General features: G+C 71.6%; 24 protein-coding genes. 8 read left to right on the top strand and 16 right to left on the bottom strand.

Annotated features, from left to right (window positions below; all coding sequences use genetic code 11):
* Nucleotides 1-16: 16 nt before the first annotated feature.
* The 3 genes from ABZT47_RS03230 (at nt 17) to ABZT47_RS03220 (ending at nt 2,580) form a co-directional block, all read left to right on the top strand.
* Nucleotides 17-853, top strand: coding sequence for an ATP-binding cassette domain-containing protein (locus tag ABZT47_RS03230; RefSeq protein ID WP_354835599.1), 837 nt, complete (start codon nt 17-19; stop codon nt 851-853).
* A complete protein-coding gene (locus tag ABZT47_RS03225; RefSeq protein WP_354835596.1) occupies nt 850-1,611 on the top strand; it encodes an ABC transporter permease in 762 nt (253 codons plus the stop codon). Before ABZT47_RS03230 ends, ABZT47_RS03225 begins: the two co-directional genes overlap by 4 nt.
* Before the next feature lie 126 nt (nt 1,612-1,737).
* Nucleotides 1,738-2,580, top strand: a complete 843-nt coding sequence (locus ABZT47_RS03220; RefSeq protein ID WP_354836558.1) for an NAD-dependent protein deacetylase — start codon at nt 1,738-1,740, stop codon at nt 2,578-2,580.
* Between the two features lie 108 nt (nt 2,581-2,688).
* Here the strand turns inward: ABZT47_RS03220 and ABZT47_RS03215 are convergent, their stop codons facing one another.
* The 5 genes from ABZT47_RS03215 to ABZT47_RS03195 all read right to left on the bottom strand — a co-directional run bounded on the left by ABZT47_RS03215 (nt 2,689) and on the right by ABZT47_RS03195 (nt 7,836).
* Entirely contained in the window at nt 2,689-3,513 is an 825-nt protein-coding gene (locus ABZT47_RS03215) for an AAC(3) family N-acetyltransferase (RefSeq protein WP_354835594.1), read from the bottom strand.
* 16 nt (nt 3,514-3,529) lie between these two features.
* Complete coding sequence (locus tag ABZT47_RS03210) at nt 3,530-5,662, bottom strand: tetratricopeptide repeat protein (protein ID WP_354835592.1); 2,133 nt, start codon at nt 5,660-5,662, stop codon at nt 3,530-3,532.
* Nucleotides 5,659-6,255, bottom strand: coding sequence for a sigma-70 family RNA polymerase sigma factor (locus ABZT47_RS03205; protein ID WP_354835590.1), 597 nt, complete (start codon nt 6,253-6,255; stop codon nt 5,659-5,661). Before ABZT47_RS03205 ends, ABZT47_RS03210 begins: the two co-directional genes overlap by 4 nt.
* A 1-nt stretch (nt 6,256) precedes the next feature.
* Nucleotides 6,257-6,547, bottom strand: coding sequence for a hypothetical protein (locus tag ABZT47_RS03200; protein ID WP_354835588.1), 291 nt, complete (start codon nt 6,545-6,547; stop codon nt 6,257-6,259).
* A gap of 62 nt (nt 6,548-6,609) precedes the next feature.
* On the bottom strand, nt 6,610-7,836 hold the full coding sequence (locus ABZT47_RS03195) for an NAD(P)-binding domain-containing protein (RefSeq protein WP_354835586.1): 1,227 nt from the start codon (nt 7,834-7,836) through the stop codon (nt 6,610-6,612).
* Between the two features lie 58 nt (nt 7,837-7,894).
* On the opposite strand from ABZT47_RS03195, the gene ABZT47_RS03190 reads away from it, so the two are divergent.
* Nucleotides 7,895-8,815, top strand: coding sequence for a LysR family transcriptional regulator (locus tag ABZT47_RS03190; RefSeq protein ID WP_354835584.1), 921 nt, complete (start codon nt 7,895-7,897; stop codon nt 8,813-8,815).
* Here the strand turns inward: ABZT47_RS03190 and ABZT47_RS03185 are convergent.
* The 3 genes from ABZT47_RS03185 to ABZT47_RS03175 form a co-directional block, all read right to left on the bottom strand.
* Nucleotides 8,802-9,587, bottom strand: coding sequence for a ribonuclease HII (locus ABZT47_RS03185; RefSeq protein ID WP_354835582.1), 786 nt, complete (start codon nt 9,585-9,587; stop codon nt 8,802-8,804). The two genes, ABZT47_RS03190 and ABZT47_RS03185, sit on opposite strands and share 14 nt — an antisense overlap.
* 267 nt (nt 9,588-9,854) lie before the next feature.
* Complete coding sequence (locus ABZT47_RS03180) at nt 9,855-10,472, bottom strand: FMN reductase (RefSeq protein ID WP_354835580.1); 618 nt, start codon at nt 10,470-10,472, stop codon at nt 9,855-9,857.
* A gap of 285 nt (nt 10,473-10,757) precedes the next feature.
* Nucleotides 10,758-11,879 (bottom strand): LLM class flavin-dependent oxidoreductase, encoded by a 1,122-nt coding sequence (locus tag ABZT47_RS03175; RefSeq protein ID WP_354835578.1) that lies wholly within the window; start codon nt 11,877-11,879, stop codon nt 10,758-10,760.
* Nucleotides 11,880-12,101: 222 nt separating this feature from the next.
* On the opposite strand from ABZT47_RS03175, the gene ABZT47_RS03170 reads away from it, so the two are divergent.
* Entirely contained in the window at nt 12,102-13,718 is a 1,617-nt protein-coding gene (locus ABZT47_RS03170) for an ATP-binding protein (protein WP_354835576.1), read from the top strand.
* 117 nt (nt 13,719-13,835) lie between these two features.
* Here the strand turns inward: ABZT47_RS03170 and ABZT47_RS03165 are convergent, their stop codons facing one another.
* Nucleotides 13,836-14,297 carry a nucleoside deaminase gene (locus ABZT47_RS03165; protein WP_354835574.1) on the bottom strand — a complete coding sequence of 154 codons (462 nt, stop codon included), beginning with the start codon at nt 14,295-14,297 and terminating at the stop codon, nt 13,836-13,838.
* 55 nt (nt 14,298-14,352) lie between these two features.
* Nucleotides 14,353-14,586 (bottom strand): zinc-ribbon domain-containing protein, encoded by a 234-nt coding sequence (locus tag ABZT47_RS03160; RefSeq protein WP_354835572.1) that lies wholly within the window; start codon nt 14,584-14,586, stop codon nt 14,353-14,355.
* Nucleotides 14,587-14,696: 110 nt separating this feature from the next.
* On the opposite strand from ABZT47_RS03160, the gene ABZT47_RS03155 reads away from it, so the two are divergent.
* Together ABZT47_RS03155 and ABZT47_RS03150 are read left to right on the top strand one after the other, a co-directional pair.
* Nucleotides 14,697-15,308, top strand: a complete 612-nt coding sequence (locus ABZT47_RS03155) for a helix-turn-helix domain-containing protein (protein WP_354835570.1) — start codon at nt 14,697-14,699, stop codon at nt 15,306-15,308.
* Nucleotides 15,308-16,051, top strand: coding sequence for an SRPBCC domain-containing protein (locus ABZT47_RS03150; RefSeq protein ID WP_354835568.1), 744 nt, complete (start codon nt 15,308-15,310; stop codon nt 16,049-16,051). The genes ABZT47_RS03155 and ABZT47_RS03150 overlap by 1 nt, the downstream gene beginning before the upstream one ends.
* A 2,286-nt stretch (nt 16,052-18,337) precedes the next feature.
* On the opposite strand, the gene ABZT47_RS03145 is transcribed toward ABZT47_RS03150, so the two are convergent.
* The 6 genes from ABZT47_RS03145 to ABZT47_RS03120 all read right to left on the bottom strand — a co-directional run bounded on the left by ABZT47_RS03145 (nt 18,338) and on the right by ABZT47_RS03120 (nt 22,115).
* Nucleotides 18,338-18,493: a hypothetical protein gene (locus tag ABZT47_RS03145; protein WP_354835566.1), complete on the bottom strand. Its 156-nt coding sequence runs from the start codon at nt 18,491-18,493 to the stop codon at nt 18,338-18,340.
* A 477-nt stretch (nt 18,494-18,970) separates the two neighbouring features.
* Nucleotides 18,971-19,249: a MoaD/ThiS family protein gene (locus tag ABZT47_RS03140; protein ID WP_354835564.1), complete on the bottom strand. Its 279-nt coding sequence runs from the start codon at nt 19,247-19,249 to the stop codon at nt 18,971-18,973.
* Nucleotides 19,250-19,252: 3 nt separating this feature from the next.
* The gene (locus ABZT47_RS03135) at nt 19,253-20,335 is read right to left on the bottom strand and encodes an exo-alpha-sialidase (protein ID WP_354835562.1); all 1,083 of its coding nucleotides are present in this window, start codon (nt 20,333-20,335) and stop codon (nt 19,253-19,255) included.
* Nucleotides 20,336-20,474: 139 nt separating this feature from the next.
* Entirely contained in the window at nt 20,475-20,777 is a 303-nt protein-coding gene (locus ABZT47_RS03130; protein ID WP_354835560.1) for a DUF6510 family protein, read from the bottom strand.
* A gap of 1 nt (nt 20,778) precedes the next feature.
* Nucleotides 20,779-21,519, bottom strand: coding sequence for a ferredoxin reductase (locus ABZT47_RS03125; protein WP_354835558.1), 741 nt, complete (start codon nt 21,517-21,519; stop codon nt 20,779-20,781).
* Nucleotides 21,516-22,115 (bottom strand): molybdopterin-dependent oxidoreductase, encoded by a 600-nt coding sequence (locus ABZT47_RS03120; RefSeq protein ID WP_354835556.1) that lies wholly within the window; start codon nt 22,113-22,115, stop codon nt 21,516-21,518. The genes ABZT47_RS03125 and ABZT47_RS03120 overlap by 4 nt, the downstream gene beginning before the upstream one ends.
* Nucleotides 22,116-22,593: 478 nt before the next feature.
* Between ABZT47_RS03120 and ABZT47_RS03115 the strand changes: the two genes are divergently transcribed.
* The gene (locus tag ABZT47_RS03115; protein WP_354835554.1) at nt 22,594-25,791 is read left to right on the top strand and encodes a glycosyl hydrolase 115 family protein; all 3,198 of its coding nucleotides are present in this window, start codon (nt 22,594-22,596) and stop codon (nt 25,789-25,791) included.
* The last annotated feature ends 119 nt before the right edge of the window (nt 25,792-25,910 follow it).

Raw genomic sequence — 25,910 nt, 5'->3', positions numbered from 1 at the left:
GAGAACGGATATCGGAATGACAGCCGATCGGATTCAGGGCCCCGCGATCCGGGTGCAGGGCCTGGAGAAGTCGTACAAACAACTGCGGGTGCTGCGCGGCGTCGATTTCGACGTGGCGCGGGGCGGCATTTTCGCCCTGCTCGGCTCGAACGGGGCGGGGAAGACCACGGTCGTGAGAATCCTGTCCACGCTGCTGAAGGCCGATGCGGGAAAGGCGCGCGTCAACGGCTTCGACGTCGCCACGCAGGCCGCGGACGTGCGGGAGTCCATCAGCCTCACCGGGCAGTTCGCGGCCGTGGACGAGATCCTCAGCGGGCGGGAGAACCTCGTGCTGGTCGCCCGGTTACGGCACCTGAAGGATCCGGGCCAGATCGCCGATGACCTGCTGGAACGGTTCTCGCTGACCGACGCGGGCGCGCGGAAGGTGTCGACGTATTCGGGTGGCATGCGCCGCCGCCTGGACATCGCGATGAGCCTCGTCGGCGATCCGCCGGTCGTCTTCCTCGACGAGCCGACGACCGGGCTCGACCCCCAGGCGCGCATCGAGGCGTGGCGGGCCGTCAAGGAACTCGCCGCGCGAGGTACGACGGTGCTGCTCACGACGCAGTATCTGGACGAGGCCGAGCAGCTCGCCGACCGGATCGCGATCCTGCACGAGGGCCGGATCATCGTGAACGGCACCCTGGCCGAACTGAAGCGACTGCTCCCGCCGGCCAAGGTGGAATACGTGGAGAAGCAGCCGACCCTGGAGGATGTCTTCCTCACCCTCGTCGGCGGCGGCGGCAAGAACGGTGAGCACGGCGGGAGCGGCCTGGACGCCATCTCAGCACGGACGAGTGAGGAGCAACGATGACCAGGCATTTTCTCGGTGACACCGCGGCCCTGCTGGGACGATCGCTGCGTCACATCACGCGTAGCGTGGACACCATCATCACGACCACGATCATGCCGATCGCCATGATGCTGATGTTCGTCTACGTGTTCGGCGGCGCGATCAAGACAGGGGCGGAATCGTATGTGAATTACCTGCTGCCCGGCATTCTGCTCATCACGGTCGCCTCAGGCATCGCCTACACCGCGTTCCGGCTGTTCATGGACATGAAGAGCGGCATCTTCGAGCGCTTCCATTCCATGCCGATCGCCCGGTCGTCCGTCCTGTGGGCGCATGTGCTGACCTCGCTGGTCGCCAATCTGATCTCGCTCGTGGTCGTCGTGCTCGTCGCCCTGCTCATGGGGTTCCGCTCGGCGGCGGGAGTGCCGGCGTGGCTCGCGGTCGCCGGCATCCTGGTCCTGTTCACCCTGGCGCTGACGTGGATCGCCGTCATCCCCGGCCTGTCGGCGAAGTCCGTGGACGGCGCGAGCGCGTTCTCCTACCCGCTGATCTTCCTGCCGTTCCTCAGCTCGGCCTTCGTGCCCACCGCCACCATGCCCGGCCCGGTGCGCGCCTTCGCCGAGCACCAGCCGGTGACCTCCATCGTCAACGCCATCCGCGACCTGTTCACCCAGCGGCCGGTGGGCACCGACATCTGGATCGCCCTGGCCTGGTGTGCCGGCATCCTCGTCGTCGCCTACATCGCCGCCATGGCCACCTACCGCCGCAAGATCGCCTGAAGCGTGGCGGTCGCGCCCGTCCTGACCCCCCTCAGCGTGGCGAACAGGCGGAATGCCGTTCACCCGCAGGATTTCCGCCCGGACGCGGGCGTGGGGCACCATGGAGGGGTGAACGAGGGCGCGGGCATGTTGGCGAAGTTCCTGGCCGAGGGCGACGTGGTGGTCCTGACCGGGGCCGGCATCTCCACCGAGTCGGGCATTCCCGACTACCGGGGGCCGAGCGGCGCCCTGCGCCGGCACACCCCGATGACCTACCAGGCCTTCACCGGCGACCCGGCCGCCCGGCGCCGCTACTGGGCGCGCAGCCACGCCGGGTGGCGGTCCATGGCGCGGGCCAGGCCGAACGCCGGGCACCACGCGGTCGCCCGCCTCCAGCGGCGCGGCCTGGTGTCCGGCCTGGTGACCCAGAACGTCGACGGCCTGCACCAGGCCGGCGGCGCTCGGAGCGTGATCGAGCTGCACGGCAGTCTGCACCGCGTCATCTGCCTCGACTGCCGTGACACGACCCCGCGCGAGGAGCTGGACCGCCGCCTGCGGGAGGCGAACCCCCGGTTCGGCGCCCTGGTCACCGCCGTCAACCCCGACGGTGACGTCGAACTGCCCGGCGAGGCCGTCGAGGCGTTCGTCCCCGCCGCCTGCCGGGCGTGCGGCGGCGGGACGCTCAAGCCCGACGTGGTCTTCTTCGGCGAGACCGTTCCGCGGGACCGCGTCGACGCGTGCTTCGCGCTCGTCGAGCGCGCCCGGCTGCTGCTGGTCCTCGGCTCGTCCCTCAGCGTCATGTCCGGACGCCGGTTCGTGCTGAGGGCCGCCAAGCTGGGCGTCCCGGTCGCCATCGTCAACCAGGGCCCCACCCGCGGCGACGACTACGCCGACCTCACCGTCGACGCCCCCCTCGGCCCCACCCTCACCCACACCGCCGACCTCCTGGACCCCACCGCCGACCTCCTGGACCCCACCGCCGGCCTCTGACGAGGGCCGGCGCTCCGCGGTGCGGATGGCACATCGTGAAGGTGGAGCCCCGTTCCGGCGAGCGGGCGGCGCCGGGGTGATCACTCACCCCGGCGCGGCTCGGGTGCGTCAGTGACCCGTCGGGCCTCCGGCGATCGAGTCGCGGCAGAGCAGGCAGCCGGGGTCGGGACAGCGAGTGATGTCCTGGTCGGCGGCGATGGCGGCTGTGGCGACGTCGAGAACCTGCCGGGCCGGGTAGGCGCGCCAGCGCGAGCCGCCTACGACGGTGGTCCGGGCGAGGGGGCCGAGGACCGGTTCCAACCGCGGGAATCCCTCGGAGCAGGAGCCGACCTCCACCATGCGGACCTCGCCGTCCTCGTCGCGGGCGCAGCGGCGGAACAGGCGGCGGCCCGACCGCTGCTCGGCCAGGTGCAGCGCCGTCATGCGATTGAGCTCCACGCCGATGAGCAGGATCGCGCCGTCGCGATCGGCCAGCTCGCGGATGGGCCCGTACACGTCGTCGGGGCTCTGGACGTCGATGAGCTCGGCGGCCCATGGGCCGATGGCCGCGAAGGAATTGAGCGGATGCCTGCCGCGTACGGCGGCGGGGCGGTCGATGAGCACCGCGGGGAGCTTGCCCAGATGGGAGTTGATCAGCCCGCAGTCGACGCTGTAGGCAGGTCCTGCCGGCAGGTCGGTTCCGGAGGGCAGGGTGGTGTAGTCGAGACCATTGCGCGCAGGGCGCATGTCGGCGGGCGCCGGCAGGCCGAACTGAGGCTCGGTGAAAGCGGGCACCACCACGGTGCATCCGCGCTTCAGCAACGCGTCCAGCAGGGTGTCGGGGCCACCGGCGATGGCGGTTCCGAAGGACCGCAACGAGGTGTGCAGCATGACCGGGCGGTCGGCGAGGCGCAGGTCGTCGATGGCGATGTCGAGGTGTTCGGCGAGGATCATGTGGACCTCCACGTGGTCAGGCCAGGTGATCGGCGTCGGAGATGCGGCCCTGGAGGAGCTCGCTCAGTGCCCGCCGGGTGATCTCGGTCTCGGGGTGGTCGTCGCCGAGGGTCTGCCTGCGACGCTGCAGGACCTTCCGGTAAAGGGATTCCGCCTCGGCCCGGCGCCCCTGGCGTGCGACCGTCCAGGCGAGTTCGTGCAAGGTGAGCAGAACATGGGGATGGTCGGTCTCGAACACCTGACGCAGGTTGAGCAGGTGACGGTACATGGCCTCGGCCTCTTCCCATCTGCCCTGCTTGGCGGTGATCCAGGCGAGCTCGTGCTGGGTCTGCAGCGTCTGGGGATGACCGCCGCCGAGGACGCGCCGCCGGTCTCGAAGGACGCCCTGAAAGGCGGCGAGCGCCTCGTCGAGACGGCCCTGCCGGGCGATCGCGTAGGCCAGTTCGTGGCGGGTGGTGAGGGTTTCTCCTGCGCCGGCGCCCAGATAGCGCAGGCTGTCGCGCAGGGTGTCCTGGTAGCGCCGCTCCGCCTCCGCCCACCTGCCCAGGCAGGTGGCGATCCAGGCGAACTCGTGACGACTGGCGAGGGTGTCGGGATGGGAGTCGCCGAGCACGCGCAGCCGTATGCCGAGAACGTCCCGGTAGATGGCCTCCGCTTCATGGGGGTTCCCCCCGTCGGCGACCGTCCAGGCGAGCATGTGCCGCACGCGCAGCACAGCAGGGTGCTCCTCGCCCAGCGCGGCACAACGTGCCAGGGCGGCCCGGCACATGACGCCGGCGGCCCTGCCCGCGCCGCTGTTGACGAAGGCTCTGGCCGTGATGTCCGCAGCGTGCACGAGCAGGGCGAGGTGCTCGCGGTCCACATGTTCGGCCGCGTTGTCGAGCAGCGCCAGCAGATGCTGTCCGAGCTGCCGGTATTGGAGCCAGTGGTCTGGCCGGTACCAATCGAGTTCCTCCAGCGCCTCGACCAGTCGCTCGACCGCGGTGTGCCGGATTTCCGGTCCCTTCAGGTGGGCACGGTTGGTGTCGGTGACGACCGGGTGGAGCGTGACCGTGGCGGAGTGCTCCTGGATCAGACCCACGCCTCCGAGCCCGTCCAGCGCCTCCTTCAGGCCCTTCATGGCCAGGATGCGTGTCGGGATCGACGTGGGCGCGAAGCAACTGGCCAGCCGCAGCAGCGTGCGGGCCTGAGGGATGCCATGGCGTTCCAGCCCGTCCAGGGAGATCTCCGCGGTGCGGGCCACCATGGTTCCCTCCGCGCGACCGATGGCGCGGGCGTACGCGGAGAAGGTTCGCCGCTGCGCGGCCTCGGAGCGCAGGTAGGTCCCGGCCAGATGGAGGGTGAGTGGAAGCCCGCCAAGGCGGCGCGCCAGAGCGCGGGCCTCGTTCTCGTCCCCCGCCTCCGGCGCCAGATCACGCAGGACCTGGGCGGCGTCGGTCGTGCTCAGGTCACCGACCTGGAAGAGCCGGGCGGCTCCCCACATACGGGGGTCGGTCTCCCGGCTGGTCACCACGACCAGGCCACGCCGCGATGCGCGCGCCCAGCCCGAACCGTCCTGCACGCCCGCGGACGAGTCCGCCGTGGCCAGCACCCACGGGTCGTCGGCGTTGTCGAGGACGAGCAGCCATTCGCGGGGCGCGTCGTCCAGGAGGCGCCAGAGCCGTCCTGGAGCGTCGGCTCCTCCCTTGGCGATGTACTCCACGTCGTTGGGGGACCCGCCCAGCTCCCGGGCGACCTCGGCCAAGCTCGCGGAGAATCCGGTCAGGTCGGCGGCGGAGATCCACCACACCTGCCGTCCCCGGTTCCGTGCCTGCTCGGCCAGGGCCGCGGCCAGTGTGGACTTCCCCGCGCCGCCCGCCCCGATGAGCACGGCGGGGCCGTCCTCGGGTCGGCGTGCCAGTGCGGCCAGTTCCTCCAGCACGTCATGGCGCCCGCGAAGCTCTACTCGGGGACTCCGTACCGCGGCCGGTACCCCCTCCGCTTCGTCGATGCCCGAGTCCTCCTCGACGATGTCGACCTCCCGGTCGATCCACGTTCTGAGTTCTTCCAGACCGCGCGCCAGGTCGAAGGGCGCAAACGCCTCAGAAGCGTGGGCGCGCCGGTAGAGTTCGGCGAACGTGACCGGAATCGGCTCCTCCTTGTGGTTCATTGGGCGGACTCCTCCTCTCCTTCGGGTTCGTCTTCGTCTTCGTCGCTGAAGGACACCAAGGGGCCGAGTTCGTCCTTCAACTGCTTGCGCGCCTTGCGCCGGTGTCCTCGGACGGTGCTCGGTGTTATCCGGAGATGCTCGGCGATGCGCTCGTCGCCCCAGTCCTCATGCCAGGTGAGGAACGCGACCGCCCGCCGCATCCGAGGCATCGCCGCTATCACCTTCCGGCAGGCGTCGAGGGCGATCCTCATCCTGGCGCGCTCACAGGTGTCGTCGGACGGTGGGCGCGGCGACGGGATCTCGGCGGAGAGGTCGATCACGCCTTGTCTTCTCATGTGGTCGATCGCCTTGTTCTTCAGTACCCGGCGCAGCCATCTTTCGCGCTCGTCGGGGCTGAACAGACCCACCTTCGCCCACTGCTCGATCGCCGCTTGGAAGGTCGTCTGCACCAGGTCATGGGGATCTGCGCCATAGCCCTGTGAACGCAGCCGGCAGGCGTACTGGAACAGACCCGGGGCGCTCTGCCGATAGATCTCCTCGGCCTGTTCGAGTTGCCTCTTGGTGAGCTTCGGCCGGCGGTCGGAGGGATCCACGTCATCTCCCCGTCCGCCGTGGGCGCCGATCGGAGTCGTGGTCGGCTCCCCAGGACAGCCGTAAGGCATGCCCGGGCGGGGCGTTCCCGGGGATGGTGATCAGCCCCGATCGGGCCGTGCGGGCGAGGGCGACCAGGGTGCGTCGCATCTGCCACTCGGTGAGCAGGCGCATCGCGGTCCAGGCCGCCAGCGCACCGGCCATGAGTGCGGTCGACTGCCAGGACGAGGCGCCGGCGGTCAGGGCGGTCAGCGCCGCCCATCTGTCGTGCTTGGGGGAAGTCAGCAGCGTCACACTTCACTGTCGTGCGACCCGCCTTCGGCGTTTGCTCCTTTCCGATGTCCCGTCGAGGTTTCTCAGCCGGCGGCGGGCGGGGGGATGACGGCGGTGAGTTCCACCTCTACCAGCAGGCCTGGGCGGAACAGGCGGGAGACCTCCACGGTCGTGCTGGCGGGGGGCTCGCCGGTGATGTGGCGTGCGCGCACGGCGGCGTGCTCCTGCAGGCGGGACATGTCGGTGAGGAATGTCCTGATATGGGTCACGTCGTCGAACGTGCAGCCCTGGTCGGCGAGGATGCGGGACAGGTACTCCATCACCTGCTCCGACTGCGCGGTCATGTCGTCCTCGCCGATCACGTTGCCCTCGGCGTCCAGCGCCACCTGGCCGGAGACGAACAGCAGGTCGCCGGCCCGCGTGGCGTGGGAGTAGCGCCCGTTGGTGGCGGGCACCGAGGCGGGGTTGAGCTTGTCCACCCCGGCACGCGCGCGCGGCGCCGGGCCGCCGGCGATGTGGGGGAACACGGCGGTCAGGTCCTCGCCGCCGAGGCCGGCGGCGACCGCCGCGTCCAGCCGGCTCCCCGCCGCCCCCGCGAGCGTCTGGACGGGGTGCGCGGCGAGCGCGAGGTCCTTGGCCGCGAGGCCGAGCCCGTAGCGGCGTTCGGCGCGCGTGCCCTCCACCGCGGGGCGCACCCGTTCGGCCAGGGCGGCGAGGGGGCTGGCGCCGAGCACGTCCAGCAGCGCCCCGGTGTCCACCCCCGCCGCGCGGGCGTAGGCGACCGTCTCGGCCAGCAGCACCTGGGCGGGCACCACCGCGCTCATCACGGCCAGCTTCATCGCCGCCCCGGCGCCGGGGCCGCCGATCTCCCGCACGTGCCCGAAGACCTCCAGCACCTTGCGGCACCGCGCCAGGTCGCCAGGGGACCCGCCGGCCAGGACGGTGAGCGTGCCCTCGCGCGCAGGGTCCACGCTGCCCAGCACCGGTGCGTCCACCAGGCCGACGCTCGCGGGGAGCAGGTCGCGCAGGGCGGCCACCGCGCCGGGGCCGATGGTGGACATCTCGACCACGAGCGTCCCCTCCCGCAGCCCGGGAGCCGCCAGGCCGAGCACGTGCGTCACCGCGGGCGGGTCGCTGAGCATCGTGATGACCAGTTCCGCCTCCGCCACGGCCTCGGCCGGCGAGGCGGCGGTTCGCGCGCCCGGCACCGTCCGCGAGGTGCGGTTCCACGTCGTCACGTCGTGCCCGGCCTCCACGAGTCGCCGGGCCATGGGGACGCCCATGCGTCCCAGTCCGAGAAAGGCAATCACGGGCTCGACCGTAGAGAAGCGCCACGCATTCCACCAGCGACTAGATTGCATGTATCCCATGCGCTGGAGGAATGTGTTCGACATCGACGCACTGCGCCTGCTCGACGCCGTCGCCCGCAGAGGCTCGTTCACGGCCGCGGCCGGGGAGCTCGCCTACACCCAGTCCGCGGTCTCGCGCCGCATCGCGTCCCTGGAACGACAGGCGGGCGGGCCGCTGTTCGAAAGGCTCCCCCGGGGCGTGCGGCCGACCCCGGCCGGGGAGCTTCTGTGGCAGCACGCGCGGGCCGTGCTCAACCGCCTGGCCAGGGCCGCGGACGACCTGGCGGGCATCCACGGCGGCTACCGGGGGCGCGTCCGCCTCGGGGCGTTCGCCACCGCCAACGTCGCGCTGGTCCCGGCCGCGCTGAGCGCCTTCCGCCGGGAGTTCCCGCACGTCGAGATGGTCCCCGCCGAGGGACAGAGTGGCGCGCTGCTGCGCCGCATGCGTGAGGGCAGCCTGGACGTCGCGGTGGTCAGCGACTACCCCTCAGGGCTCCCCTACGACGAGGACCTGGAGTTCGTCGAGCTGGTGCGGGACGAGCTGCTCGTCGCGCTGCCCGGCGACCATCCGCTCGCGGCGGCCGGCCGCGTCGACCTGCGCGACCTGCGCGGAGAGACCTGGCTGGAGGCGCCGCCTCCCGGGCAGCGCACCATGCTCGCGGACGCCTGCGCCCGCGCCGGCTTCACCCCGCGCACGCTCAAGATCGCCGAGTGGACGGGGAAGTTCGGGTTCATCGCGGCCGGGCTCGGCGTCACGCTGGTTCCCTCCATCGCCGCGTGGGCCGTGCCGGACGGGCTCGCGCTGCGCCCGCTCGGTGAGCCGGCGCCGTGCCGGACCGTGTCGGCGGTGCTCCCGCCCGCGCCGCTGCCCGCCGCCCGCACGGTGGTCGGCTTCCTGCGGTGCGCGGCCGGTCGGGAACCGCCGGCTAGAGCAGAGTGAGCTGGCCGGAGGCGGCGAGCGGGTCGCGGTGCCTGCGCAGGTGCCGCCACTTGGGCAGGTCGTCCAGGTAGGACCAGCTCAGGCGGTGGTGCGGCGTCGGGCCGTGCTCGGCCAGCGCCGCCTGGTGGACGGGGGAGGGGTAGCCGGCGTTGCCCGCGAAGTCGTAGGCCGGATGCCCGGGGGACAGATCGGCCATCAGCCGGTCGCGGTGCACCTTGGCCAGCACCGACGCCGCCGCCACGCTGACCGACCGCAGGTCGGCCTTGACCTCGCAGCGCACCCGCCACGGTGCCCGCAGGAAGTCGTGCTTGCCGTCCAGGATGACCGCGTCCGGACGCACGGGCAGGGCCGAGAGCGCCCGGGACGCGGCCCGGCGCAACGCCTCGGTCATGCCCACCTCGTCGATCTCCTCGGCGCTCGACGCGCCGATCGCGTGGCAGGTCAGCCAGCCGGGCAGCGCCTCGGCGAACGCTTCGCGGTGGGTGCGCGCCAGCAGCTTGGAGTCGGTGAGCCGCACCGTCGTCCCGCCGCGGCCGGGCAGCTCGGGCGGCGGGCCGAGGTCGGTGACCGCGGCGCACACCACGACCGGACCGGCCCACGCGCCGCGGCCGACCTCGTCCACCCCGGCGATGACGCGAGCCCCTCCGGCGCGCAGCTCCTGCTCGATCAGGTAGCCGGCGGCACGAGGCTCGGCGGGCGGCTCCTTCCGCGTGGCCCGGGCGGCCGCCGTTGCCGGGGTGGCCTGCGTGGCCTGCGTGGTCCGCTTTCGCATCGGTCCATCATGGCAGGACGGCGCGCACGGCGGCGCGGCTTCGCGGACGGACATCGGTCACCCGGGTGGGCGGTGGTCATTGGACGGGTGGTCACCGGACCGACGCCGGTCACGGGCGGGTGGTGACCTTCGGGCGGACGCCGGTCTCCGGCGGGCACCCGTCATCGGACGGGCGCCTGTCAGTGGACGGGCGGTGGTCGCCGGCGCCGTCCCCGGCAGGCACGGGCGCCTGTCGCTGGACGGCGCGGGCCGGCGGACGGAGCCGGATCAGGGGCGCAGCGCCGCCAGCTGCTGTTCGAAGGGGATGAACTCCTCGGCCGGCTCGGCGGCCGGAGGCCGGCGCAGCATCAGGTCGGCCAGCTCGCCGGCCGCGCGGGCGACGCGGGCCGCCAGGCCCTCGGTGCGCTCGTCCCCGGCCGAGCCCCAGTCCTCGGAGGCGGCGTACACCGCGGTCGGCACGACCACCGCGCGCAGGTAGGCGAACAGCGGGCGCATGGCGTGCTCCAGCGCCAGCGAGTGCCGGGCCGTGCCGCCGGTCGCCGCGATCAGCACCGGCTTGCCGGCCAGCGCGGTGTTCGGCAGCACGTCGACGAACGACTTGAACAGCCCGCTGTAGGAGGCGGTGAAGATCGGGGTGACGGCGATCAGGCCGTCGGCCTCGCCCACCGCTCGCTGTGCCTCGTCCAGCGCGGGGGAGGGGAAGCCGGTCACCAGGTTGGCGGCGATGTCGCCGGCCAGTTCGCGCAGTTCCACGACGCGCACCTCCAGCTCCCGGTCCTCCGTCAGTCGGGCGCGGGCGGCCTCGGTCAAACGGTCGGCGAGCAGGCGCGTCGAGGACGGCAAACTGAGGCCCGCGGACACGGCGACGAGCTTCAACGGCTTCATGGGGTGCTCCCGGAGGTCGGGGGATGGCGGGGAAGGGACCGGCGTCCGGGCGGATCGACGCCGGTCAGGAGGCGGGACGGGGCCCAAGTCCGGTTCTCGGACGGGGCCCGCGTGGACGGTTCCAGAGCCCGGGCTGGAATGGCCGGTTCTGAGGGCCGGGTTCGAGTGGCCGGGCCTGACTACGGGCTCGAGTGACCGGTTCTGAGGCGGGGTTCGAGGGGCGCTACTCCGGCGGGGAATGGCGCCCGAGGGCCGGGGACCCGTGCCTCGTGGGCGTGCGGAGGTTCAGGAGGAGGGTCCGGTGGTGACCTGGGGCTCCTGGGCCGCCGCCTCGGCGTCGCGGTGGGCGACGCGGGCGGCGTGGGTGGGCCCGTCCGGCACCTGGGCCGGCCGGCCGGAGGCGAACTCCTTGCGCAGCACCGGGACGACCTCCTCGCCGAGGATGTCGAGCTGTTCCAGGACGGTCTTCAGCGGCAGGCCGGCGTGGTCCATCAGGAACAGCTGGCGCTGGTAATCGCCGAACGACTCGCGGAAGGTCAGCGTCTTGTCGATGACCTCCTGCGGGCTGCCCACCGTGAGCGGGGTCTGCTCGGTGAACTCCTCCAGCGAGGGGCCGTGGCCGTACACCGGGGCGTTGTCGAAGTACGGCCGGAACTCGCGCACCGCGTCCTGGGAGTTCCTGCGCATGAACACCTGCCCGCCGAGACCGACGATGGCCTGCTCGGGAGCGCCGTGCCCGTAGTGGGCGAAGCGCTCGCGGTAGAGGCCGATCAGCCGGATGAAGTGCTCCTTGGGCCAGAAGATGTTGTTGGCGAAGAACCCGTCGCCGTAGTAGGCCGCCTGCTCGGCGATCTCGGGGCTGCGGATCGAGCCGTGCCAGACGAACGGCGGGACGCCGTCCAGCGGGCGCGGTGTCGCGGTGAATCCCTGCAGCGGCGTGCGGAACCGGCCCTGCCAGTCGACGACGTCCTCGCGCCAGAGGCGGTGCAGCAGCGCGTAGTTCTCGATCGCGAGCGGGATGCCCTGGCGGATGTCCTGCCCGAACCACGGGTAGACCGGGCCGGTGTTGCCGCGGCCCATCATCAGATCGACGCGCCCGCCGGCCAGGTGCTGGAGCATGGCGAAGTCCTCGGCGATCTTCACCGGGTCGTTGGTGGTGATCAGGGTCGTGGCGGTGGACAGGATGATCCGCTCGGTGCGCGCCGCGATGTAGCCGAGCATCGTGGTCGGGGAGGAGGGGACGAAGGGCGGGTTGTGGTGCTCGCCGGTGGCGAATACGTCCAGGCCGACCTCCTCCGCCTTCAGGGCGATGGCGACCATCGCCTTGATGCGCTCGTGCTCGCTCGGCGTCGTGCCGGTGGTCGGGTCGGTGGTGACGTCGCCCACGCTGAAGATCCCGAACTGCATCGCCCTCATCATCCTTCGTATTGTTGAAGTTTCAACGACCTAAGCGTCGTCACCGTACCGGTTATTCCACCGGGCCCCACGGCCGCGCGGCTCGGCCGGGCCGGTCTCCATACCCGCTGTGACGACAGACGCGCGGCACGGGGACGTACGGTCCGGAGCACGCTGGGGGAAAGCTACGATGCCTTGCATGTCCGCCATCGTCAGGGTCGTTTCGGGCACCCTATGAGAGCTCGCTGGAGCGCCCAGGCGTGGTTCGCCTTGGTGCTGGTCGTCATGGTCGTCCTGCTGGCGCTGTCCGCATTGGCGGGCTCGGTCGTCCTGCGTCACACGACGGAGGTCTCCAACCGCCTGACCGACGTGATCTCCCCGGCGCGCATCGAGTCCGAGCGCATCAGGACCGCGCTCGTCGACCAGGAGACCGGCGTCCGTGGCTACCTGCTCACCGGCAAGGAGGACTTCCTCGACCCCTACATCGCCGGGCAGGCCGCCGAGCGGCGGACCGCCGCGGCCGTGCGCGGGCTCGCGCCCGGCGCGCCGCCGCTGCGCGAGCTGGACGAGGTCGAGCGGCTGAGCGCCGAGTGGCGCGCCCGCTACGCCGAGCCGCTGATCGCCACCGTCCGGCGCGACGGGTTCGACAACGTGCAGGCTGAGCGCACCGAGGCCGGCCGCCGCGCGTTCGACACCCTGCGGGCCGCGCTCGACGCGCAGGACGCCGCGTGGGCACGGACCCGTGAGGCCGCCCGCGCCGAGCTGAGCTCCGCGCGCACGGTCAGGAACGTCAGCTTCAGCGGCATCATCGTCTTCTTCCTGCTCACCATCATCGCGCTCGCGGTGCTGCTCCGGCTGGTGGTCTTCCGGCCGCTGGAGCGCCTGCGCGCCGCCTCGCGGCGGGTCACGGCGGGCGACTTCGGCCACCACGTCGACACCGGCGGCCCCTCCGACGTCGCCGAACTGGCCCTGGACATCGAGGCGATGCGGGTGCGCATCGTGACGGAGCTGGAGGAGACCCGCCAGTCGCGCGAGATGCTCGAGCGGCAGACCGAGGAGCTGCGGCGCTCCAACGGCGAGCTCGAGCAGTTCGCCTACGTCGCCAGCCACGACCTGCAGGAGCCGCTGCGCAAGATCGCGAGCTTCACCCAGATGCTGGAGCAGCGCTACGGCGACCGGCTGGACGAGCGGGCCAAGCAGTACATCGGCTTCGCCGTCGACGGCGCCAAGCGCATGCAGACGCTCATCAACGAGCTGCTGACCTTCTCCCGCATCGGCAGGCTGAACGTCGAGTCCGCACGGCTGAAGCTCAGCGAGACCGTGGAGCTGGCCGTGCGCAACCTCGCGGTCCGCGTCGAGGACACCGGCGGCACCGTCGAGGTGGGCGAGCTGCCGGAGATCACCGGCGACCGCACCCAACTGGTGATGCTCTGGCAGAACCTCATCGGCAACGCGCTGAAGTTCCGCCATCCCGATCGTGCCCCCGTCGTGCGGGTCGACGCCGAGCGGGTCGACGGCGAGCAGGGCGGCGACGAGTGGCGCATCACGGTGACCGACAACGGCATCGGCATCGAGCCCAAGTACGCCGACAAGATCTTCCTGATCTTCCAGCGGCTGCACACCCGCGACGCCTACGAGGGCACCGGCATCGGGCTCGCGATCTGCCGCAAGATCGCCGCCTACCACGGCGGGCGCATCGAGCTGGACCTCGCCTACACCGGCGGGAGCCGCTTCATCATCCACCTGCCCGTCACCGACGGGCCGGCCGCGCCCGTGGGCGCACCGGTCGTCGCCGCCCCGGCCGCGTCCGCGGTCCCCGCCAGGCAGGCCACCGCCTCCCGCGACGCCTGAGTCCCGGCCTCCCCGTCGCCTGCCGGCACCGTACGGCCGCGACGCGGTCTCGGAGCCGGGACGCCGCGACGCCGGGCCGTGCTCGCCGGCGTGATCCTTCCGCCGCCGGCGGAGGGGTCAGGTGTCCTGGCCGATGTCCTCGTACCACAGCTCCGGGTGCTCGCCGATGAACGCCGTCATCAGCTCGGCGCATTCGGCGGAGTCGAGCACGACCACGTGGACGCCGTGGCGGGCCAGCCACTCGTGCTGACCGGTGAACGTGCGGCTCTCGCCGACGACCAGACCGGTGATGCCGAACTGCCGGATCAGGCCGCTGCAGTACCAGCAGGGTGACAGCGTCGTCACCATGGTGGTCCCGTGGTAGGTGCGCTGCCGGCCGGCGTCGCGGAAGGCGGCGGTCTCGCCGTGGACCGACGGGTCGCCGTCCTGCACCCGGCGGTTGCGGCCCCGGCCGAGCAGCCGCCCGTCCGGTCCGAACAGCGCCGCGCCGACGGGGACCCCGCCCTCGGCGAACCCCTTCCTGGCCTCTTCCAGCGCCACGGCCAGCATCGCGGCCGGGGTGGTGTGCTCGACGGTCATGGCGTGAGCATTCCGCGACCGCCGCCGCGGGAAACCGGCCGCGCGTCGCGCCGCCTCACAGGATGGCCGAGCGGGTCGCCTCCTGCCGCGACAGGCCGTACGTCGCGCCGCACGCCGTGCACTGTGCCGCGTACCTGGTGCGCAGCCGGAACAGCGGGACGAAGAACAGGCTGAAGCGGGTCACCCGTTCTGACAGCATCTGGGCCGCCACGGTGCCGCAGACCCGGCAGGCGGAGCGGAGCGTGCCGAGCGGGTGGATGGTCGTGCGGAGCCCGAACAAGATGAACATCACCCACCTCTACCCAATGCGGGACGCTCGAGTCCGTTTCACCATCGCCCCCGCGATCCGACAACTTAGACAGTCTTGACAACTTCGTTTGTCGGTGAGACCGTTGTGTCATGTTCGAAGTTGCGGTGATCGAAGATGCGGCGGCGGCCCAGGTCTCGCTGGACCCGGTGCGGGCCCGGCTGCTGGCCGCGCTGGCCGAACCCGCTTCGGCCGCGACACTGGCCGGGCGGGTCGGACTGCCGCGCCAGAAGGTGAACTACCACCTCAAGGCGCTGGAGCGGCACGGCCTGGTCGAGTTGGTGGAGGAGCGGCGCAAGGGCAATGCGACCGAACGGGTGATGCGGGCCACGGCGGCCTCGTACGTCATCTCGCCGGTGGCACTGGCGGCGGTGGCGCCCGATCCGGCGCGCTCGCCGGACGCGCTCTCGGCGCGCTGGCTGCTCGCCGTCGCCTCGCGGCTCGTGCGCGACGTGGGAAGACTCGTCGTCGCCGCGGCCAAGGCCCGTAGGCGGGTGCCGACCTTCACCATCGACGGCGAGGTGCGTTTCGCCTCGGCCGCCGACCGCGCCGCGTTCGCCACCCGGCTGGCCGAGGCGGTCACGGCCCTGGCCGGCGAATACCACGACGAGTCGGCCGATGGCGGCCGCGTACACCGCCTGATCGTGGCGATGCACCCCTACGTGCCAAGTGAGACAGACCTCGAGCCTGAAGGGACCCCGTGATGACGCATCCGTTCGAAGTGCGCAAGAAGATCGAACTGCGGGCGAGCGCCGAGCAGGTGTGGGAGGCGGTGGCCAGCGGGCCGGGGTTGAACTCCTGGTTTCTGGGCCGCAATGAGGTCGAGCCGTGGGTGGGCGGCAAGGCGGTGCAGTTCTTCGGTGACTTCCCGGTGGAGGCGACGGTGACGGCGTGGGAGCCGGGGAGGCGGTTCGAGTTCCGGGGAGCCGAGGGCGAGGACGGCACGTTCATGGCCTTCGAGTTCCTGATCGAGGGGCGCGAACAGGGCGGAACGGTGCTGCGGCTCGTGCAGAGCGGTGTTCTGGGTGATGGATGGCAGGCGGAGGTGGAGGCGTTGGAGCGCGGCTGGGACATGTATCTGCACACGCTGGATCAGTATCTGACGCATTTTCCCGGTCAGTTCGCGCTGGTGGTGTTCGCGGCGCGGCCGGGTGGCGGCGGGGTGGAGCCGGTGTGGTCGGTGCTGGAGCGGGGTCTGGGGTTGTCGGGGAAGGTGGTTCAGGGCGATCGGTTGCGGTTGACGCCGGAGGGCTTCGCGCCGATCGAGGGGGTGGCCGATTATGTGGCGCCGGACTTCCTGGGCGTGCGGACCGGTGATGGGTTGTACCGGTTCATCCGGGGCCAGCAAGACACGGTCGTGGTGGCGCACCACATCTTCACCGACAAGATCGACCCGAGGAAGGTCGAGCAGGCCTGGCAGGACTGGCTGGACAAGCTCTTCGCCTGACGGCCCTTCCCGCCGCACGTGAGAGCGGCGGCCCCACCAGCGCAGCATCAGACGACAGGACGCCGGCACCGAAGGTCACCATGGGCATGGACGAGAGCACGAATCCCCGATACGGCGACGACCGCGGTCGCGCCGACGATGACCCCCAGGCGGGCGAGCCGCGCGACCGCCTGGGTCACTCTTCCGCCTCCGTCCCCCGTCCGGGGAACGGCGGCGCTGAGGGCGAACCCCAGGCGGGCGAGCCGCGCGACCGCCTGGGTCACCCTTCCGCCCCCGTCCCCCCTCCGGGGAACGGCGGCGGCCCGCGGGACCAGGACGAGGTGGTCCTGCACCGGGACCCGGGCGAGCCCGGAGAGGAACCGTTCCACCAGGACTCTCCAGGGGCGGCCCGCGGCGTGCTCCCACGCCCCCCGGAGCCGCCCGGCGGCGGGCCCTTCCAACGTCCCCCGTCCAACCCCGCCGATCGGGACCACCCCACCCCCAACGGGGCAGGACGTCCTGCGGCCCCCGGCACTCGCCGTACGGAGCCGGTTCCGGGCGAGGGGCTCTCCCCGCGGGATCCGAGTGGCTTCGGTGAGGAAGAACGTACGGCGGACCCGGATGGTCCGGCCGCGGGTTCTCCGGGGCCGGATCGCGGCAGGGGCGAAGAAGAAGACAGGCGGCGGCCTGAGCCGTCCGCCGGCAACGACGCGCACGCCGATCGGCCGGCCGGCGAGGACGACCATCGCCAGGAGCCCCCCGGCTCCGGCAGGTCCTTCCTCCTGGGACTCGCCTGGTGGCCCTAGACCGCCCGGCCCGCCGCGCGGGCCCGGCCCCCCGTCCCCGTCCGGGACGGCGGGCCGGCGCCGCGCGGCGGGCGAGCCGGCGGTCCGAATCTTCCGCGCAACCGATGAGGATGACCATGTCTCCACGCGACGACCACCACGAGCGCTGGGAAGAGGAACCGCCTTGGTGGGAGCAGGACCCGACCGAGTGGACACATCACCCCACCCCGGATGACGACCATCTCCCACCGGGCGGGAACGACGAGGCCGCCGCCGACCGGCGCCGGCTGCCACGTCCCGACCAGGACGCGTTCCGGCCCGGGACCTTCTCCGCGCCCGGCGAGGTGTTCCCGGACCCGAGCCGGCCTTCCCGCCGCGGTCAGGACGGCCCCTCGCCGAGGCGGCCCTCGACCCCGAGGAACGCGTTCCCAGGTGAGGACGGTCGGCCGCGGCCGAGTAACGGCGCATTCGGCCTCGGAGAGCAGCCGGTGCCCAAGGACGGGTTCCCGGGCGAGAGCGGTCGTCCAGGGCCGGGTGGTGGCGCATTCGGTTTTGGGGAGCAGGCGGGGTCCAAGGACGGGTTCCCGGGCGAGAGTCGTCGTCCGTGGCCGGGCGATGGCGCCCCCGGTCTCGGAGAGCGGTCGAGGCCGAGGGATGTGTTCCCGGGCGAGAGTCGTCCGTGGGCAGGGCATGACGTGCCGGGTTCTTCGGACCGTCCGGCGCCGCAGAACGTGCTCCCGGGGCAGGGTGGTTCTTCGTGGCCGGGCAATGGCGCTCCCGGCCACGAAGACCGTCCGGCGGCGGGGGAGGCGTATTCCGATGACCGGCGACGGTCGTGGCGCGGAGAGGACGTGACCTCACACCGGGATCGGTCCGCCCCGGCGGAACCGGGTGACGGGGAGACGCCTCGGCCGGCGGCGTCCCGGCATGTCTCCCTCGGCGATCACACCTACCTGTGGGAGCAGCACGTGGCCCTCTGGGAAGAGGAGATCGCCGAGGCGCGACGGGAGGCCGCCGCACGCGGGGATCGCACCGCTTCCGCGGCACGCGCCGTGCCGCGCCGTCCCGGCGTCTGCCTGCGCGGCATGGGCTGCGTCGGATGCCCTGGACCTTCCGCGGCCGACGGAGATTCCTCCTCCGCGTCCACATGCTGGTGCACCCGGCGCCGTGATCAGCAGTGAGGGCCGTCGGACGAACCGCCCCGCATCGCCATGGGCGGTCCGAGGACGAGGAGCGGGGACGTATATGCCCGACTGAGTGATCGCGACCATCCTGAGCTGCCGGTTCAGGAGCCGCCGCCCGGTGGCCCGGCCCTTCGGGGCCGGGCCCGTGGCGCCGGATCCGGACCGGCGTGTCGCCCGGCGAGCCGGTGCCTGCCGCAGGTGCGGTCGGCGGGTACCGGCTCGTCGGCCTTTCACTTTCCGGTGGCCGGTTCTTCCCCCAAGTGCGGTCGACGCGGCGGGGTCTTCCCCCAGGTGCGGTTGGGAGCCGGGGCGATGTTGTCCCGAGGGTGGTCCAGGGGTCACTTGACCCATGGATTTTCCACCGTCACCGGAACAATGTTTCGTGGCGATATCGGGTTGACCGAAATGGCAGTGATGGCGTTACCGATATGAGTCAGGGGAAACCATCCTGAAATATCGGAATACTTCGAATAGGGGGGGACAACCTGCTGCATGAGCCTGTTTTCCTGCATGAGAAGCGTACCGATAGGGAGTGAATAGCGGGCGCGAATAGCTTCGCTAGTGCGACGGCGGGACGGCACAACGCCAGAACCGCCATGGACGAGGGGTCAGCGCAATGAGCGAGTACGTCGGGACCACCGCCTCACCTCAAACCCTCATCGACACTCTGACTTCGGCGGCGCAGTTGAGCCTGACCCCCGACAAGTTTGGCAACACTCCCTGGGGCTGAGCCCCACCAAAGCCGTGATTTTGATGCGGCCGGAGCCCACACGGCTCCGGCCGCATCGCCGTTTCCGGACATCGGCATCCCGCCATTGCCAGGGCACCCCTCTGCCGCCGCCGGACCTCAGCCGCCACCGCCAGACGTCAGCCGTCCGCGCCGGCTCGAGGTCGGCCGTCTTCGACTGCAAGAGAGCAGCCGTCCGGGACTGGCATGGGCGACGACCGTGCAGGTGCCAGCCTGTGTGAGGTCAGCCGCCTGCGACGCTGGGGAGGAGGTGGACTTCCGCCTCACCGGGCACGGGGGCATCCGAGCCGCCGATGGAGCGGCAGTCGACCCCGTCGATGTAGACGTTCATGTAACGCCGCAGGGCGCCCTGCTCGTCGCGCACCCGCCGTTCGAGGCGGGGCCAGCGCCGGCCCACCTCGTCCAGCACAGCGCGCAGTGTGCCCGTGGCTTCCACGCTGAGCGCCTTGACGCCGTCGACCTCGCCGCGCAGCGTGGAGGGCACCAGAACGGTTACCGCCATCGGTCAGACCACCGCTGCCCGGACGCAGAGCACATCGGGAAGGTGGGAGGCGACCAGCGCCCATGAGTCGCCCTCGTCGGGGCTGGCGTAGACCTCGCCTGACCGGGTGCCGAAGTAGACGCCCGCGGGGTCGGCGTCGTCGGTGCACATGGCGTCGCGCAGCACGGCCGGGTAGAACGGCTCGGACGGCAGGCCGTCGGACAGCGCCTCCCAGCTCTTGCCGGCGTCCTGCGAGCGGTAGACGCGGCAGCGCTCCTCGGGCGGGAAGCGCATCGCGTCGGCGACGAGCGGGAAGTTGTAGACGACATCGGGCCGGTGCGGGTGGGTGACGATGGTGAAGCCGAAGTCGCTCGGCAGGCCCTCGGCGATGGACTCCCAGTGCGCCCCGCCGTCGTCGGAGCGGTAGACCCCGTGGTGGTTCTGCGCGTACAGGCGGTCGGGGTCGCCGGCGTCCCTGCTGACCTTGTGCACGCACTGGCCGAACTCGGGGAAACGATCGGGCTGGAAGGTGGCCTGGATGCCGGAGTTGGCCGGCACCCAGGAGTCACCGCCGTCGGCGCTGCGGTAGACGCCGCCGGTGGACATCGCGACCAGCAGCGAGGACGGGTCGCCGGGGTGGGGGAGGATCGTGTGGATGGCCTGCCCGCCGAAGCCTGCCTGCCACTGCGGACGGTGCGGGTGATCCCACAGGGAGCGCACGAGCTCGAACGTCACCCCGCCGTCGTCGGAGACGAAAAGGGCCGAGGGCTGCGTGCCGGCGTAGACGCGCCCGGGGCGGAAGGGGTCGGGGACCAGCTGCCAGACGCGTTCGAGCGCCGCGCCGGTGTCCTGCGGGAAGGCCACCGGCGGGCGGTCGGGCTCGTGCCATGTGGCGCCCAGGTCGTCGCTGTAGGCGACGCTCGGCCCGTAATGGGAGCTGCTGACCCCCGCCAGCAGGCGCGGGACCGGCCCCCGCTTGTCCACGCACACACCGTAAACACCGGTCATGGGGAAGTGGGGGCCGGTGATGTCCCACGACGCGCGGTCGTCGTCACTGCGGGCCAGGAACAGCCCCTTCGCGGTTCCAAGGGCCAGAAGGACGGTCATCGCGATGCCTTTCGGTGTGGACGGAATGGTTACCGACGGTCAGTATTCCGTCCACGGCACCGGTTCCGGAAGACCTGGACGCCAGGTTTCTAGAACAGGTGTTTGATCGGGCGCGTCGTGAGCCCTCGCTTCGCGCGGATCAGGGGCCCGCGGTCCCCTGCGGATCGGCGGGCAGCGGGATGCGCAGGCTCACGGTGCCGCGCATGTCCAGCCAGGCGGCATCGGGGCCGCGCACCAGGCGTATGACGACCTCTTCGCACCCGGGGCAGCGGGCCACCCAGCCCGGGGCGGGCCCGTACACCCGCAGGGACGCGAGCGGGCCGGCGAGCCCGCAGCCCGCGCACCGGCCGTCGGCGGCGGTCACGTCGACGGCGAAGATCTCGCGCAGCGGGCCGGCCAGGGCGTTGCCGTCCTGGTAGGCGTCTTCGATCGGTCGGGTCATGTCAGCCTCCGGTGGGGCCGAAGCGTTCGGTCCTGATCTTGCGGGGATCGTGGCCGAGGGCGAGCAGGATGTCGGCGGCCGTCTCGACGAACCCCGTGGGCCCGCAGACGTAGCAGTCGGGCGCGAGCCCGGCCGGCCAGCCGTGGGCGCCGAGGTCGGCCGCCATGAGCCGCCCCGCCGCGCGGGGCCAGCCGTCCGGGGCGGACCGCGTGTACAGGTAGGCGACGTCGAGCCCGGCATCGCCTGGGCCGGCGTGGCGCAGTTCCTCGGCGTAGAAGCGCTGGCGCGGCTCCCGCACCGAGTAGACCAGGCGGAAGGGCGTCCGGCTCCCCGCCTGCCGGCGCGCGCGGATCATCGCCATCAGCGGCACGATGCCCGACCCGCCCGCGACCAGCAGCACCGGCTCCACGCCGGTGGGGCGCCACACGAACCAGCCGCCCACCGGTCCGCGCATCTCCACCTCGTCGCCCACCTCCAGGACCTCGGCGAGGTAGGGCGAGACCTCACCGCCGGGGACGTTCTGCACGGTCAGCTCGACGAGGTCGCCGTCGGAGGCGGAGGCCACCGAGTAGCTGCGCTGGGTGCTGTAGCCGTCCTCGGCGGTCAGCCGCACGTCCACGTGCTGGCCGGGCAGATGGCCGGGCCAGCCGGGGATCTTGAAGACCAGCGTGCGCGCGGCGTCGTTCTCGGCGCGGGAGCCGACCAGCCGCGCGGCCCGCCACGTCAGCCGGCGGGTGTTCAATCGCCCTGGTAGCGCTGCTCGCGCCACGGGTCGCCGTAGTTGTGGTAGCCCGCGGTCTCCCAGAAGCCGGGCCAGTCGTCGTTGAGCAGCCGGATGCCGCGCACCCACTTGGCCGACTTCCACAGGTACAGGTGCGGGACCAGCAGCCGGGCGGGGCCGCCGTGCGCGGGCGCGAGCTCCTCCCCGTCGTATTGGTAGGTGATCCATGCCTGGCCGTCGAGCAGGTCCTCCACCGGCAGGTTGGTGGTGTAGCCGCCGTAGGAGTGGACCAGCGCGTAGTCGGCGGTGGTCTCGACGTCCTCCATCAGCACGTCGAGCGACACGCCCTTCCACGCGGTGCCGAGCTTGGACCACTTGGTGACGCAGTGCAGGTCGACGGTGGGCGTCTCGGCCGGCAGGCCGAGCAGTTGCTCCCAGCTCCAGCGGTGGGTGTGCCCCGCCTCGGTGTCGATCGTGAACTCCCAGCGGTCCAGTGGGATGCGCGGGGTGGGCCCGGCCGACAGCACCGGGAAGTCGTGCGTGAGGTACTGGCCGGGCGGGAGCTTGACGCCCTCGTCCCTGGGCCGGCCGCGGAAGCCGCGCGAGATGATGCCCATCGGTCTCTTTCCTTCGTGCCGCCGACGGTCGTTGCGGAGATCGTGCCAGAGAAGGTGGTTCGACCCGATTACGCGATGATTGAAGCCGAGTGAACCGATTCGTACGGCTCTAACTCACAATAGCGGTCTTCCCTCGGCGGGCCGGAGCGGACTCGCGGGCGAGATCGGCGTCGGCCCGCGCCCGCACGCCACCCCTGGTCGCGGGCCAGGACGGCGCCCTCGTGCACCGGCCGGGGCGGCGACAGGCGTCCAGCGGCGTCGGCATCAGTCGTGTGCGGTGATGAGAGCACATTCATGGTGAAAGTTTCACCGGCCGCTTCGTGTGCGGTCCGGCTTGTCGGCCTGCACTATCGGAACGGTTGACCACCTGTATGGGGCTCGTTAACATCCGGTTGTTTTTGGGGATTACCGAAACTTTCGTAATACGGGAGCAAATTTCCGTCATCCGCGCCGTTCCGCCCCCTCAGGGAGATCCCAAATGAGAAGGCACGCCGCAGCTCCCCCTCATACGAAAAGGCGCGGACCATGGAGGCCGCTCCGCATTCTGCTGTCGCTGGCCGTCATCGCCACCGGGGCCGCCGTGTCGTCGCCCGCGGCCGCGACGGCGACGGCCGCGACGGCCCGGCACGAGCCCGCCGACCCCGGCTCCTACATCGCCTTCACCGGCGGAGCCGGGCGCTTCCCCCTCGTCGCGTCGGGCAAGGCGGCGCCCATCGTCGTCAGCGGGAGCGACCACGCCGGCGTGACCCGCGTCGTCGACGACCTGCGGGCCGACATCGAGCGGGTCACCGGCGTGAGGCCCGCCGTCTCCACGGACCAGGCGCCCCGGGGCGACGTGGTGCTCGTCGGCACCATCGGCAGGAGTCCGCTCATCGACGGGCTGGTCTCCAAGGGCAAGCTCGACGTGAGCGGCATCGCCGGCAAGTGGGAGACCTCCCTGGAGCAGGTCGTCGCCGACCCGCTGCCGGGCGTGCGCCGCGCGTTCGTCATCGCCGGCAGCGACCAGCGCGGCACCATCTACGGCGCCTACGACGTCTCCAGGCGCATCGGCGTCTCCCCGTGGTACTGGTGGGACGACGTGCCGGCCCGCCACCACGACGCGCTGTACGTCCTGCCCGGCCGGCACAGCCAGGGCACGCCGAAGGTCAAGTACCGCGGCTTCTTCATCAACGACGAGAACCCGGCGCTCGGCACCTGGGCGCCCCGCCACTTCGGCCCCGGCCTGGCCGCGGGCTACCCGGGCGGCTTCAACAGCAAGTTCTTCGCCAAGGTCTTCGAGGTCATGCTGCGGCTGAAGGCCAACTACCTGTGGCCGGCGGTCTGGGGGCGCGCCTTCGCCGAGGACGACCCGGACAACCACAAGACGGCCACCGCCTACGGCGTCGTGATGGGAACCTCGCACGAGGCGCCGATGATGCGCGGCATCGAGGAGTGGAACCGGCACGCCGTCGCCGCCCAGCGCGACAGCGCGGGCAACATCACCGTGCCCGGCCACGACCCCTACGGCGGCACCGGCGAGTGGAGCTTCCGCCGCAACGGCGAAGCCATCAAGAAGTACTGGGCCGACGGCATCCGCCGCATGAAGGAGCAGGACTTCGAGGGCGTCGTCACCCTCGGCATGCGCGGCAACGGCGACGTCGGCCTGCCCGACGGCGACGGCATCGAGCTGATGCAGAGCATTCTGGCCGCCCAGCGCGAGATCCTGGCCAAGGAGAGCGGCGAGCCCGTGACGTCCATCCCGCAGGTGCAGACCCTCTACAAGGAGGTCCAGCGCTACTGGGACCAGGGGCTTCGCCCTCCGGACGACGTCACCGTCGTCTTCTGCGACGACAACTGGGGCAACATGCGCAAGCTGCCCGACCAGGCGCTCCCCAGGCGCAGCGGCGGCTACGGCATGTACTACCACTTCGACTACGTCGGCGGCGGCCGCAACTACAAGTGGGCCGACACCGTCAACCTTGCCAACACCTGGGAGCAGCTCAACCTCGCCTACACCTACGGCGTGGACCGGCTGTGGGTGGTCAACGTCGGCGACATGAAGAACGAGGAGCAGCCGCTGCAGCTCTTCCTCGACTACGCCTGGGACCCCTCCGGCCTGACGCTGGACCGGCTGGACGACTGGGAGCGGGGGTACGCCGCGCAGAACTTCGGGTCCGAGCAGGCGCGGGCCATCGCCGAGGTGCTGAGCGCGTACGGCCGCCTGCAGTCACGGCGCAAGCCCGAGCTGCTGAACCGCCGCATCGGCCTCGACCCCGCCAAGGACCCGGCCACCGACTCCTCGGCCATCGTCTACGACGACAAGGACACCCCCTTCAGCCTGACGGCCTACCAGGAGATGGACCGGGTCACCGCCGAGTGGCAGGCCCTGGCCGCCAAGGCGGAGAAGATACGCGAGGCCCTGCCCGCCGGGTACGACGACGCCTACTACCAGCTCGTCTACTACCAGGTGAAGGCGACGGCCAATCTGTACGCGCTGCGCAGGGCGCAGTTCACCGGCATCCTGTACGCCAGGCAGGGGCGCGCCGCCACCAACGACCTCGCCGACCTGGCCCAGGCCAGGTTCGACGAGGACCAGGCGATGTCGCAGTACTACAACAAGACCCTGGCCGGTGGGAAGTGGGACGGCTTCCAGCTCCAGCCGAAGATCGGCTACGGCGACATCGAGAGGTACGGACCGAACGCTCCCTGGCAGCAGCCCGAGAAGGACAACGTCGCCCTGCCGGACGCCTTCTACCCGCACCTGCAGCGCATCGAGGTGCCGGCGGCGGCCGACCTCGGCGTCGCGGTCGACGGCTCGGACAAGTGGTGGCCGGCCGAGCGGACCCCGGCCGTCCTGCCGGCGTTCAGCCCGTACCAGTCCTCGCCGCAGCAGTACATCGAGGTGTTCAACCGCGGCACGACCCCCTTCGGCTACACCGTCAAGCCGTCGGTGCCGTGGGTGAGCGTCACGCCGAGGTCGGGAGAGGTCGGCGAGCAGGTGCGCGTGACCGTGCGCGTCGACTGGTCACGGGCGCCGAAGGGCAGGATCGAGGTGCCCATCACCGTCACGGGCGCGGGCGAGAGCGTGGTGGTCACGGCGGTCGTGGACAACCCCGCGACGCCGCCCTCGCGGGTCAAGGGCTTCGTCGAGGCCGGCGGGTACGTCGCGGCCGAGGCGGCCGACCACACCAGGGCGGTCGGCGCGCCCGGCGTCACCTGGAAGCGCATCCCGGGCATCGGCAAGACCGGCGACGGCGTGACGCCCTGGCCGGTCACCGCGGCGAGCCGTACGCCAGGAGGGGACGGCCCGCGTCTGGAGTACACGATGACCGTGTTCACCACCGGCCCGGTCACGGTCTCGGCGTACCTGTCGCCGAGGAACAACGTCCTGCCGACCGACGGGCTGAAGTACGCCGTGTCGTTCGACGACCAGGCGCCGCAGACCGTGAACGTCACCAAGGCGACCGGCGCGAACGACACGACGATGAACCGGCAGTGGGAGCGCAACACCTCCGACAACGCCAACGTGACCACGACCACCCACACGATCAGCACGCCAGGAGTGCATGTCCTGAAGTTCTGGATGGTCGACCCGACCGTGGTGGTGCAGCGGCTGGTGGTGAACACCGGCGGCGTCCTGTCCAGCTACCTCGGCCCGCCCGAGAGCAAGGTGGTCCAGGCACGAACGGCACACTGAAATCCGGGCCGCCGGCCCGCCGGCGGCCCGGTCAGGCCACCACCGCGCGCACCGGCGGCACCTGGGCGACCGGCTCCCAGGACGTGGAGTTCACCCCGGCCGCGGAGAACGCGACCATC

The sequence above is a fragment of the Sphaerisporangium sp. NPDC005289 genome, from assembly GCF_040607455.1.
Taxonomy (GTDB): domain Bacteria; phylum Actinomycetota; class Actinomycetes; order Streptosporangiales; family Streptosporangiaceae; genus Sphaerisporangium; species Sphaerisporangium rhizosphaerae.
This window is presented reverse-complemented; position numbering and strand designations above follow the sequence as displayed.